This is a genomic window from Martelella mediterranea DSM 17316 (assembly GCF_002043005.1).
In the GTDB taxonomy this organism is placed as follows: Bacteria; Pseudomonadota; Alphaproteobacteria; order Rhizobiales; family Rhizobiaceae; genus Martelella; species Martelella mediterranea.
Genome location: NZ_CP020330.1, coordinates 3,676,034 through 3,687,863, shown reverse-complemented (window position 1 = coordinate 3,687,863; position 11,830 = coordinate 3,676,034). Strand labels below are relative to the sequence as shown.

Annotated in this window: 11 protein-coding genes; 4 read left to right on the top strand and 7 right to left on the bottom strand. The window is 60.8% G+C overall.

The window, feature by feature from the left end:
- The first annotated feature begins 230 nt into the window (after positions 1-230).
- Positions 231-1,220, top strand: a complete 990-nt coding sequence (locus Mame_RS17140; protein ID WP_157624564.1) for a transporter substrate-binding domain-containing protein — start codon at positions 231-233, stop codon at positions 1,218-1,220.
- Positions 1,221-1,238: 18 nt separating this feature from the next.
- Here the strand turns inward: Mame_RS17140 and Mame_RS17135 are convergent, their stop codons facing one another.
- On the bottom strand, positions 1,239-2,144 hold the full coding sequence (locus Mame_RS17135; RefSeq protein WP_018066553.1) for a LysR family transcriptional regulator: 906 nt from the start codon (positions 2,142-2,144) through the stop codon (positions 1,239-1,241).
- Between the two features lie 93 nt (positions 2,145-2,237).
- Between Mame_RS17135 and Mame_RS17130 the strand changes: the two genes are divergently transcribed.
- Entirely contained in the window at positions 2,238-3,254 is a 1,017-nt protein-coding gene (locus Mame_RS17130) for an NAD(P)H-binding protein (RefSeq protein ID WP_018066552.1), read from the top strand.
- On the opposite strand, the gene Mame_RS17125 is transcribed toward Mame_RS17130, so the two are convergent.
- From Mame_RS17125 to trxB, 4 genes are all read right to left on the bottom strand, one after another.
- Positions 3,229-4,323, bottom strand: a complete 1,095-nt coding sequence (locus Mame_RS17125; protein ID WP_018066551.1) for a calcium:cation antiporter — start codon at positions 4,321-4,323, stop codon at positions 3,229-3,231. The two genes, Mame_RS17130 and Mame_RS17125, sit on opposite strands and share 26 nt — an antisense overlap.
- Positions 4,324-4,386: 63 nt before the next feature.
- Positions 4,387-5,502: an alkene reductase gene (locus Mame_RS17120; RefSeq protein WP_018066550.1), complete on the bottom strand. Its 1,116-nt coding sequence runs from the start codon at positions 5,500-5,502 to the stop codon at positions 4,387-4,389.
- Positions 5,503-6,331: 829 nt separating this feature from the next.
- The gene (locus Mame_RS17110; protein WP_018066549.1) at positions 6,332-7,228 is read right to left on the bottom strand and encodes a LysR family transcriptional regulator VtlR; all 897 of its coding nucleotides are present in this window, start codon (positions 7,226-7,228) and stop codon (positions 6,332-6,334) included.
- A gap of 20 nt (positions 7,229-7,248) precedes the next feature.
- Complete coding sequence (trxB, locus tag Mame_RS17105; RefSeq protein ID WP_026173787.1) at positions 7,249-8,226, bottom strand: thioredoxin-disulfide reductase; 978 nt, start codon at positions 8,224-8,226, stop codon at positions 7,249-7,251.
- A 197-nt stretch (positions 8,227-8,423) separates the two neighbouring features.
- Here trxB and Mame_RS17100 point away from each other — a divergent pair, with 197 nt between their 5' ends.
- Positions 8,424-8,891 (top strand): Lrp/AsnC family transcriptional regulator, encoded by a 468-nt coding sequence (locus Mame_RS17100; RefSeq protein WP_026173786.1) that lies wholly within the window; start codon positions 8,424-8,426, stop codon positions 8,889-8,891.
- Positions 8,892-8,936: 45 nt separating this feature from the next.
- Here Mame_RS17100 and Mame_RS17095 read toward each other — a convergent pair whose 3' ends face one another.
- Entirely contained in the window at positions 8,937-10,073 is a 1,137-nt protein-coding gene (locus Mame_RS17095; protein ID WP_033410817.1) for a glycosyltransferase family 4 protein, read from the bottom strand.
- Between the two features lie 235 nt (positions 10,074-10,308).
- Here Mame_RS17095 and Mame_RS17090 point away from each other — a divergent pair, with 235 nt between their 5' ends.
- On the top strand, positions 10,309-11,040 hold the full coding sequence (locus tag Mame_RS17090) for a hypothetical protein (RefSeq protein ID WP_235726855.1): 732 nt from the start codon (positions 10,309-10,311) through the stop codon (positions 11,038-11,040).
- Between the two features lie 3 nt (positions 11,041-11,043).
- Here the strand turns inward: Mame_RS17090 and Mame_RS17085 are convergent, their stop codons facing one another.
- Positions 11,044-11,373 (bottom strand): hypothetical protein, encoded by a 330-nt coding sequence (locus tag Mame_RS17085; RefSeq protein ID WP_018066544.1) that lies wholly within the window; start codon positions 11,371-11,373, stop codon positions 11,044-11,046.
- Between the last annotated feature and the right edge of the window lie 457 nt (positions 11,374-11,830).

Here is an 11,830-nt window from a genome sequence, read left to right as displayed (position 1 = left end):
TTTTTCGTTGCGGGTTGCAACTTGATGACGTTATAGACTGTGCCGCGCCTGCCCGACTGTCTTCAGGCGGCACGGGGTTTCAACGAATGCGGGAGATCATGCGCCACACTTGCCAAGCCAACGCTTTGTTGCGCCACCTTGTTCTGGCGGCCTGTCTGCTGCTGATTGCCGCTGGCGGTTCAGCCAGCGCCCAGAGCGCTACGGCCTCAAAGGCAACTGCCGATGAACCCATGACCGTCGGCGTGTATGCCCTTCCGCCTTATGCCATGCAGGACAAGGATGGCAGTTGGTACGGGCTCGGCATAGACTTGCTGGATGCGCTCAGCCGCCGTATCGGCAAGGAATACCGCTTGGTGGAATCCACGCCGGACGCGATGGTGCCGGATGTGGCCGGCGGGAAGCTCGACATGGCGCTGGGCGGAGTGCCGATCAATGCCGCCGACGAGGCGGTGATCGATTTCTCGGTGCCCTATTACAGCGGCGACCTTGGCGTCGCGCTTCGCGTCGTCGACAAGATCGGACCGACGATGATGTTCGAGCTTCTGACGTCGCCGGCCTTTCTCTACATGCTCGGCCTGCTGACCGGCCCGGTCTTCGTCATCGGCGCGCTGATATGGCTTCTGGAGCGGCGGGCCAATCCCGAACAGTTCGAGCCGCGACCGGCGCGCGGCGTGTTTTCCGGCTTCTGGTGGGCGACCGTGACGATGACCACGGTGGGCTACGGCGACAAGGCGCCGGTGACCTTCTTCGGCAGGCTGCTGGCGATGGCCTGGATGTTCACGGCCCTTATCCTCGCCGCGATCACCACCGCGCAGCTGGCTGCCGGGCTGACCTCGTCACTGCACACCAATTTCGTTGACAATATCCGGGACCTTTCCGGGCTGACGGTCGGCACGATCACCGAATCGCCGGCGGCCGCCGAGCTCGGCCTTCTCAATATTTCAGTGACCTCTTTCGATACAGTTTCCGCCGGCCTTGATGCGCTTGAAAGTCACGATATCGACGCGCTCGTTTATGACCGTGCGATCCTGCAGTGGTCGCTCGACAATTACCGTGACCTCTATCTCAGCAATCTGGAGTTCATGCAGCAGAACTACGCCCTGATCCTTCCTCTGAACGATCCCGCGCGCAACGCGATCAACATTGCAATCCTGCAAACGCTCGAATCCCAGCAATGGCATCTCATACTCGAACGCTACGTAGAAAATGGCGCACGTTAAAGCGCCGGGCGATGCCGACTAATCGCCTGACGCTTCAGGCGTTCTGATATAGGCGGACATGCCCTTGACCAGGGCATCGAAGACGACGCGACAGCGGGGTGAACGGCGCAGATCCTCATGCATGGCGATCCAGAGCGGAAGCTGAAACGGGATCTGGCCATGCAGCACTTCGATGAGCGCGGGATCGCGCTCGCCGAGCGGATGCTGGCAAAATCCGAAACCGCAACCGGTGCGAATGGCGGCAAGCTGGGCGAGGTTGCTGTCGGAGCGGAAGCTGAAATCGGGCAGGGCAAGCTCGGGAAAACCCTCCATCATATCGCGCACATAGGCCAGTTCGCGATCGAAGCCGATGGTCGGCACCGCTTTCAGGTCGTCGATCGTCTGCGGGGCGCCGAAGCGGGCAACGACCTCTTTGCGGGCAAAGCAGCCAATCGGGATCTTGCCGACATGGCGCACCACAAGGGCCGCCTGGGTGGGCTCCACGAGCCGGAGCGCGATATCGGCCTTCCTGTTCAACAGGTCCTCGAGCGCGTCGGAGACCGACAATTCGAACTCGAGCCGGGGGTAGGCAGCCATCACGGGCGCAAGAATGCCGGGCAGGACCTCGATGGAAATCACGTCGGAGGCGCTGATGCGAACGCTCCCGGAGACTTCGTCGCGAGTCTCGGAAGAGGCCCGGCGCATGGCGTCGGCTGAGGCCGCCATCGCCTCGGCCAGCGGTTTCATGGCCCGCGCGGTGTCGGTCGGCTCCAGTCCGCGCTGCGAGCGGGTGAAGAGCTGCTGGCCGGCGTCGCGCTCCAGCGCCTCGATATGGCGGCCAACGGTCGGCTGGGTCAGGCCCAGACGCCGCGCGGCGCCGGAAAGCGATCCGCTTTCAAGCACCGCCAGAAAGGTGCGGTAATAATCCCAACTCTGCGTATCCATAAAATTATGTATACCAATGGCACGATTTTATACAATTCCGTTTAACGCAGTTTGCCCCGATATTGCGGTCACACTCGAATGAAGGAGATGGCAATGTCAGACATGAACAGACAACCCGTGGCGCTTGTTCTTGGAGCCACGGGCGGCGTTGGCGGCGCGGTGGCCCGGGCGCTCAATGATCGCGGCTACCATATCCGCGCGCTCAATCGCGACCCGTCCAGATTGGACGGTCGTCTGGCGCATTATGAATGGATCAAGGGCGACGCGATGCGCCGTGAGGACGTGGAGAACGCGGCGCGGGGCGCGGAGCTGATATTCCACGGGGTCAACCCGCCTGGTTACAAGGACTGGGATAGACTGGTTATGCCGATGCTGGAGAACACCATCGCCGCCGCGCGGCTTGCCAATGCCCGGATACTGTTTCCCGGAACGATCTATAATTTCGGCCGCGATGTGTTTCCCTATCCGAACGAGGAGAGCCCGCAGAACCCGCACACCCGCAAGGGACTGATCCGGGTCGCAGTGGAAGAGCGTCTCAGGGAAGCGGCCTTTGATGGCACCCAGGTCATTCTGGTGCGCGCCGGTGATTTTTTCGGCGGCGGTGCTGCGGCCAATAGCTGGTTCGGTCAGATGGTGAAGGCGCATGTGCCGCTCACCCGGATCACCAACCCGGCAACGCCCGGCGTCGGCCATCAATGGGCCTATCTGCCCGATCTCGCGGAAACTTTTGCTGCGCTCAATGACAGGGCAGGGCAGTTGCCGAAATTCGCCAACTACCATTTCGAGGGCTTCTATGATGCCGACGGCATGCAGATGGTCGAGGCGATCCGCCGTATCTCCGGCGATCCGAAGCTGAAAGTCAGCCGTTTTCCGTGGTTCGCGGTGCCGCTGCTTGCGCCGTTCATGACGCTGATGCGCGAGGTGCTGGAGGTGCGCTATCTCTGGAAGGAGGCGATGCACATGAAGAATGACAAGCTGGTGGCCGTTCTCGGTCACGAGCCGCGCACACCGCTGGATACCGCCGTGCGCACGGCGCTTGAGGAGATCGGCGTCACCGTGCCGCGTGCTGCCGCGCCCGCGATGCTCAAAGGCCCAGTATCGAGAGCATGATGAAGGTCGCAAACAGCACGAAATGGGTCATGCCCTCGATCGCGTTGGTCTCGCCGTCATTGATGTTGATGGCGGCGACGACCAGCGTGATCGCGGTCATGGTGATCTGAACCGGGGTCATCGCCATGATGAAGGGTTGGCCGGTGAAAAGCGCGATCGCCTCGATCACCGGCACGGTCAGGATCACCGTTGAAAGCGATGCGCCGAGCGCGATGTTGACGACGGCCTGCATGCGATTGGCGAGGGCTGCCCGCAGCGCGGTCAGGATTTCCGGCCCGGCGGCGATCGCGGCAACCAGAATGGCGGTCAGCGCCAGCGGAGCGCCGGTTCCTTCCAGCCCGTCATTGAGGAAGGCGGACATGAACTCCGCAAGCAACCCGATCACCGCGACGCCGGCGATGAGGGTGATGACCGAAACGGTGGTCGAGCCTTCCTCCGCTGCCTGGCCGGTCTCGCCTTCGGTGGCTTTTTTCATCCGGGGATAGCGGTAGGCGAAAAAATAGCTGTGCTGGCCGACCTGCAGTTTCAGGAACAGCGCGTAGAGCGCGATCATGGCGGCGATGGTGAAGCCGGAATACACATGCCAGCTTGCCTGCGGCACGAAGTCGGGCACGACCATGGAAATGCCCATGGCGGTCATGATCATCACCGAATAGGTCTTTCCCGAATCGTCATTATAGGGCTGCTCGCCGTGCTTCAGGCCGCCGAGCAACGCCGCCAGTCCGAGAATGCCGTTGATGTCGAGCATGACGGCGGCATAGATCGTGTCGCGCACCAGCGTGGGCTGCTCGCTCTCGCGCATCATGATCACCAGGATGATCACTTCCACCGTGACGGCGGAGAGCGTGAGGATCATGGTGCCATAGGGATCGCCGGCCTTGGCGGCCAGGATTTCGGCATGGTGGGCGACGCGCATCGAGGCGCAGGCGATCGAAACGACGAGCAGGGCGGCGGCCAGCAGCGAATAGACTTGGCCGGCATGCATGACCTGATGTTCGAGGAGCCAGGCGAGCGCGCCCGCCGGAAGCGCCTGCAGCAGCAGGATTTCACCGCGCAGAAATGTCAGCATCGATCGACAAGCCCCCGTAATGGCGCCGATGACGGCGCATTGATCTCAGCGCTTCTGGTGATCTCAGCCGCCGAGGGGAGGGTAGTCCACATATCCCTTGGCATCGCCGCCGAAAAGCGTTCTCTGGTCCAACGCATTAAGCTGGGCATTGATCCGCAGTCGGCGCACCAAATCGGGATTGGCAATGAAGGCGCGGCCGAAGGAGACGAGGTCGGCGCGCTCCTTTTCGAGCGCATCAATGGCGAGCTGGCGGTCATAGCCATTGTTGACCATCCATGCGCCCGAGCCGTCGGTGCGGTAGTAGGTCTGTCGCATTTCCTCGTAATCGAACGGTCGCGGGCCCTGGCTGTAATTGCGGTCTCCGCCGGTCGCGCCCTCGACGATATGGATATAGGCAAGGTCATAGGCGCTGAGCTGGCTTGCCAGATAGTTGAACAGAACCTGCGGGTTGTCGTCGTGGACATCGTTGGACGGTGCGACCGGCGAAAGCCGGATCGCCGTGCGGCCTGAACCGATTTCGCGAGAGATCGAACCGACCACATCGAACATCAGGCGCGCCCGGTTTTCGATTGGCCCGCCATAGAGATCGGTGCGCTGGTTGCTGCCCGAGCGCAGGAACTGGTCGATGAGATAGCCATTGGCGGCGTGGATCTCGACTCCGTCGAAGCCGGCTTCTATCGCGCGGGCGGCGGCGCGGCGGTAATCGTCGATGATTCCCGAAATCTCGAAGGGCTTCAGCGCGCGCGGCATCGAGGTCTCGATGAAATCGCTGGTCATGTCGGAATAGACCACGAAGGTTTTCGCTCTCGCCTGCAGGGCGGACGGCGCCACGGGAGGATCGCCGAAGGGCTGGAGCGATTTGTGCGACACCCGGCCGACATGCATCAACTGGCAGAAGATCTTGCCGCCGGCCTCGTGCACAGCCGTGGTGACATGCCGCCAGCCCTCGACCGAGGCATCGCTGTAGATGCCGGGCGCATGGGAATAGCCCTGACCCTGTTCGGTGATCGCCGTGGCTTCCGAAATGATCAGACCCGCACTTGCGCGCTGGCGGTAATAGTCGACGTTGAGTTCGTTCGGCACGGCTTCGGGCGAGCGGTTGCGCATCAGCGGCGCCATAATGATCCGGTTCTCGATTGTGACATCGCCGATCGTTATGGGGTCAAAGAGGTTAGCCATCAAATTCCTTCCCGTGCCGGCCCTGTTTGTAGCGGAGGCCCGGCGCGGGCGCAATTTGTACCCTCCGGACCGGCTCGCCGTTTCCACGGCCTCCCGCGGCTTTCGCAAGCGCGCAAGCCGTTGTCTACATGGCTTACGCTATAACGTATAAACCAAAAGAAAGCGTTTACGCACGCCAAAGGCTACAGCATCGGCCCGAAAATCGGAATCGATTTTCGGAAAGCACGATGCGTAGATTCAATAGGTTAAAGCGTCCTTTGTGCATCCGAATGGATGCTCGGCGCTCTAGCGTTTCAAGGGAAGTTAACGGCGCACAAAAAAAAGGGCCTCCAAAACGGGGCCCTTGTAAGTGTGAAGGTAAAAACCTCCAGAGGGGAACAGCTGCTGCAATACGACTCAGAAGTCGTATCGAACGCATCAGCTATACCGGATATGGTTCTTTTTTGTGCGCAATGCAATAGTTTTCATCGCGCTCTGCGAAAAAAAACGACAGAATATTTCGGGCAAAAAAAGAGGGCCACCGTAAAAACGGGGCCCTTTGAGTTAGAAGGTCTCTCAAAACCTCCAGAGGGGAACAGCTGCTGCGGTGCACCAGGGAGAAGTTGGGCACCACCTGCATCAGCTGCGCGCTATATGCTCCTGAATTAGGCATTTCACAATGCATCTTTGTGCATGGCTGCCATGCGAAAGATGAAAAATGCAGCAATTTTTGATTAAATTTGAGACATGGGTAATCATTGCCTAAAAAATAGGCGATGAAGGCAAGTGGTTTGCGGACTTTGCGGCGTGAAACGGAGGTTAGCCGCTGGGCCTGAGGCGGAAAACGGCCTCAGTAGCTCCAGTTGCGCGCCTTGGCGACGATGAAATCGCGGAAGACTTTCAGCTTGGCGGAGTTCTTCAACTCATCCGGATAGCAGAAATAGGTGTCGAAACTCGGCACATCGGCATGGGTGACGAGCTGCAACAGGCCGGGATCGCGACCGACGATATAATCCGGCAACATGACGATGCCGATCCCTAAAAGTGCGGCCCGCTTGATCGAGGTCAGCGAGTTGATCTGAAGATGCGCCGGACGCGGGCTGTCGGGAGACCGGCCGGCGATTTCGAGCCAGTTCACGTCAAGCAGATAGGCGGGCGCCGGCTCGCCGAAGGTGATGATTCGGTGATTGTCGAGGTCTTCCAGCGACTGCGGCTCGCCATGCCGGTTGATATAGGAGGGCGAGGCGTAGACATGCATGTGCACGGTGAACAGCTTGCGCTGGATCAGGTCCGGCTGCTGCGGCTGGCGCAGGCGGATCGCGCAATCGGCATGGCGCATGTTCACGTCCAGCTCCTCATTGTCGAGGATGAGCTGGATCTGCATGTCTGGGTAGAGCTGAAGGAATTCCTGCACCTTGTCGGTGAGCCAGCCCTGGCCGAGGCCGACCGTGGTGGTGACGCGCAGCTTGCCCGAGGGCTTTTCCTTGGTCTCGGTCAGCCGCGAACGCACGCTTTCGAGCTTTAACAGCACGTCGTTCGCGGTGCGGTAAAGCAATTCGCCCTGTTCTGTGAGAATCAGTCCGCGGGCGTGGCGGTGAAACAGCTTGACGCCGACATCCTGTTCCAGCGCGGAAACCTGCCGGCTGATTGCCGATTGCGAAAGGTGGAGCTTGTCGGCTGCATGCGTGAACGATCCTGCCTCCGCCGCGGCATGAAAGATCCTGAGCTTGTCCCAGTCCAGAGGCATGCTCGTGCTTTTCATTTACCCTACTCCGCGGCAGCCAGCGTGCCGGTCTTTTGCCCTGTCAGAAAGCGTTCGGCCTCAAGCGCCGCCATGCAGCCCATGCCGGCCGCCGTCACCGCCTGACGGTAATTGTCGTCGGTGACATCGCCGGCGCCATAGACGCCCTCGATGCTGGTTTTGGTGGTGCCAGGCTCGGTCCACAGATAGCCGTTGGGCTTCAGGCGAAGCTGGTCGCGGATCAGCTCGACCTGCGGCGAGTGCCCGATCGCGATGAACACGCCGTCGGCGGGTATGGTCTGCTTCTCGCCGGTCTTGACGTTCTTCACGGCAACGCCCGTGACTGATGGCGGAAGCGGCGGCACGGCGCTGGTGCCGACGATTTCCTCCACGGCGTGGTCCCAGACGATCCTGACGTTTTCCAGCGCGAACAGCCTTTCCTGCAGGATGCGTTCGGCGCGGAACGTGTCGCGCCGGTGCACCACCGTCACGGATTTGGCGATATTGGCAAGGTAAAGCGCTTCCTCGACAGCGGAATTGCCGCCGCCGACAACCACAACGTCCTTGCCGCGATAGAAGAACCCGTCGCAGGTGGCGCAGGCCGAAACGCCGCCGCCATTGAAGGTCTGCTCACTCTCGAGACCAAGCCATTTGGCCTTGGCGCCGGTCGCGAGGATGACGGTATCCGCGATCCAGGTTTCACCGGAATCGGTGGTGGCGGTGAAGGGGCGCTTCGACAGGTCGAGCTTGGTGACGATATCGTTGACGATCTCGGTCCCGACGTTTTCCGCCTGGGCGAGCATCTGCTCCATCAGCCACGGGCCCTGGATCGGATCGGCAAAGCCCGGATAATTCTCGACATCGGTGGTGATCGTCAACTGGCCGCCCTGTTCGAGGCCCGCGATCAGCACCGGCTTCATCATCGCGCGCGCCGCATAGATCGCCGCGGTATAGCCGGCGGGGCCGGAACCAATGATGAGCACCTGGGTGTGGTGGTCTGCCATCTCAAAATCCTTTTGGCGCGCCACAAAGAGGGGCACGCCGCAACAGTTGCAAGTCTGCCTCCATTTATGGCTGGAAGGCCGTCTGTTTCAAGGCCGGACGGCAAGCTACCAACAGACCATTTCTCCCAGTTGAAAGAATCTGGCTGTATGTTGTAATAAAATTGCGTATATGCCCGATTTTCCCGCCGCAGGAGCTCTTGATGCGCGCCGATCTCGATTCTGTCGATCTTAAAATTCTGCGCGAACTCCAGCGGGACGGTCGCATGACCAATGTCGAGCTCGCCGATCGGGTCGGCATTTCAGCGCCGCCATGCCTGCGCCGGGTGCGCCGGCTGGAGGAGGCGGGCATCATCGAGGGCTATAATGCGATGCTGAACGGGCCGAAGCTCGGCTATGATCTCGTCGCCTTCTGCATGGTCGGGCTGAAGCATCAGTCGGAGGTGGAGCTCAAGGCGTTTTCGCGCGCAAGCGAGGATTGGCCGATCGTGCGCCAGGCCTGGATGACCTCGGGCGAAACCGACTTCCTGCTGCACTGCGTTTGTGAAAACCTGATGCAGTTCCAGGATTTCGTCATTGAGGTTCTAACCGCCAACCCCCATGTCGACACCGTGCGCACCATGCTCACCATCCGCCAGATCAAGAAGGAAGGTCTGGTGGCGATTTAAGGCGCTGCCGATGAGCCAAAGCGAAAGCCCTGGCTCTGGCGATATCTACGCGTTCATCACCGCCTCATAGGCGCAAAATTCCTTCTCCAGCATCATCTCCACCGTGAAATTGGCGAGCACATGGGCGCGTGCCGCTTGCCCCATCGCCTTCAGGCGCGCCGGGTCGGCAAGCGCCGCGTCGATGGCTTCGGCAAGCGCGTCGGCGTTTGCCGGCGGGACCAGAAAGCCGGTCTCGCCGTCGATGATCGTCTCGAGACTGCCGCCATGGGCGGTCGCGATCACGGGCGTTCCCATGACCTCGGCCTCGATCGCCACCCGGCCGAAGGCTTCCGGTCGCGTGGAGGTCGAGACGACGAGGTCGGAGGCGGCCATGATCGCCGGAATGTCGCGGCGGCTTCCGGCGATGGTGACGCGCGCGCCAAGGCCGCGCTCGGCGACCAGAGCCTTGAGGTCGGCGATAATGCCTTCATTGCCCGACCCGACGATGGCGAGATGCCAGGTCTTGTTCGCCGCGCGATCGGCCGCCTCGACGAGGTAGCGATGACCTTTCCAGTCGGTGATGCGGCCGACAATGGTGACGAGCGGCGCGCCGTCTTCCGCCCCGAGCTCTTCGCGCACGCTCGCGCGCTGTTCATCGCTCACCTTGGCGGGATCGAACAGCGCCGTGTCGACGCCGCGCGGGGAGAGGATGATGCGCTCGGCCGGGAAGCCGTAGACCGAGATGATGTGGTCGCGGATGAAGGCGGAATTGGCCACCACGATCGGCGCCTTCAGCATCACGCTGTTATAGGCCCGCTTGAACCCGTTGCCATGGCTGTAGACGCCGTGGAAGGTGGTCAGGAACCGGGGCTTGCGCCGGGACAGGCGGCAGGCCAGCCAGCCGGCCCAGGCCGGCGCGCGGCTTCGCGCATGCACGATATCGATCCGGTTGTCATAGATGACGCGCGCAAGTTTTCTGGCATTGGCGAGGATCGCGAGCGGCGATTTGCGGCCGACCTCCAGCGCAATGTAATGCGTGCCGGTGGCCTTCAGTGGCTCCAGAAGCGGGCCTCCCGCGCTCGCCGCCCAGTTTTCGATATGCTTGCGGGTGAGATAGGACGCCATTTCCACGGTGCCGCGTTCAACGCCGCCATCGCCGAGCGCCGGCAATAGTTGCAGAATTCTGGGCTGGGTCTTATCCATGCAAGCCAACGCCGCCTATCGTGATGTGTTTCGCCAAATTCGGGCTTGCTCCGTCTGAAACTGGGGATAAAAAGGTTTCCGGAGAAAAGGGGGCGCCGCAACCCATCGGAATTTTCCCCAATTCTAAATTACTGCCAAGGTTGCATTCGATGTGCCATATTACCTACATGGCTGACAAGTATCCCGGCCTCGTCCTGATGCGTCGGGTTCCCGCCCTAATTTCAAGGATTTGATCTTGCAGACCATCGTATGCATGAAATGGGGAACACGCTACCCTGCGCTCTATGTGAACCGTCTCTGGTCCATGATCAAGCGGCACACCGTCCGTCCGACGCGGCTGGTGTGTTTTACCGATGATCCCACCGGCGTCGATCCGGCTGTGGAGGTCTTTCCTCTTCCCGAAATCGACATTCCGGACGCGATCGCCTGGACGCCGTGGCGCAAACTCTCGCTGTGGCAGTCTCCGCTTGCGAATCTTTCGGGCGATGTCCTGTTTCTCGACCTCGATATCGTCATCACGGGCGATATCGATGCGATGTTCGATTACAAGCCGGGCGCTTTCTGCGCCTGCGAGAACTGGACCCAGATCGGCAAGGGCATCGGCAACACCTCCGTCTTCCGGTGGAATGTCGGGCGCAATAGCCATATCTTCACCGATTTCGAGGCCGATGGCGAAGGTATATGGCGCAAATACGGGATTGAGCAGGTCTATATTTCCAGGGTCATTGACCGCATGGAATTCTGGCCGAGCGACTGGTGCGTCAGCTTCAAGCACACCCTCGTGCCGTATTGGCCCCTGAACTTCTTCAGAACGCCAAAGCTTCCCGAGGGCACCAGGATCGTGGCGTTCACCGGCAAGCCCGACCCCGACGAGGCGGCGATCGGAACCTGGCCGGTCGAGCAGGCCTGGAAGAAAATCTACAAATATGCCCGGCCGACGCCGTGGATCGACGAATACTGGCAGTAACGCTCAGGTCGAGGCACGGCGCTTGCTCTTCATGGCGTAATAGGGCGTGCGCTTGCGATAAACCGGCTTGCCCACGCGCTGACGCGAGCGGAAAAGCCGCTTCTTCGGCACGGAATCATCTTGGCCCGCATGGGCGGTCAGGAAGCCGAGGCCGAACGCCAGCAGCCCCACCAGGGCCAGCGCAGAGCCGCTGCCGGCCGGATGTTTGCGGGCGGTGCGGGCCAGCGCATCCACCTCGTCGCGCACCATCGCGCTGGCGCGCTCCACGGGTGTTTTCTGGGAAAAGCGTAGGCGATCCATGATGTCGCTTGCGGAAGTCTTTTGTTCGAACATGTCTATACTCCCATGCGTTTTGCGCGACCGTCGCACTAAATTGCGGCGGTAAACGGGCTTCGCGGTGCGCTCGAAAGCCGCGCCGCGAAGTCCAGTCATATAACGCGAAACCAGGGGCGCCGGTTCCTTGAAGGGCTGCATGCCCATCCGGCGCGGGACGATCCTCTAAATGAACAGCATGGCCGCGACGAAAACGAAGGCGGCTCCGATCAGGATCGTATGCAGGGAACGTGATAAGCTCATGTCGTCTCCTCCATTTATGGTTACGAATATATGACTATTTTCGTCGCTGACAAAGCGATTTTGTTGCTGCGGTGCGCAAACTGCGGCGAAAAAGCGGACGCCTGTTCGCGCGTCGCGCGGCGATTGGCGTGCCTAAACCCTTCAAGAACAAGGGGTTAAGGGGCGATACCTTTTGGTTATATAGTGATTGCTCAGGCTTATATCTTTTTTTCCA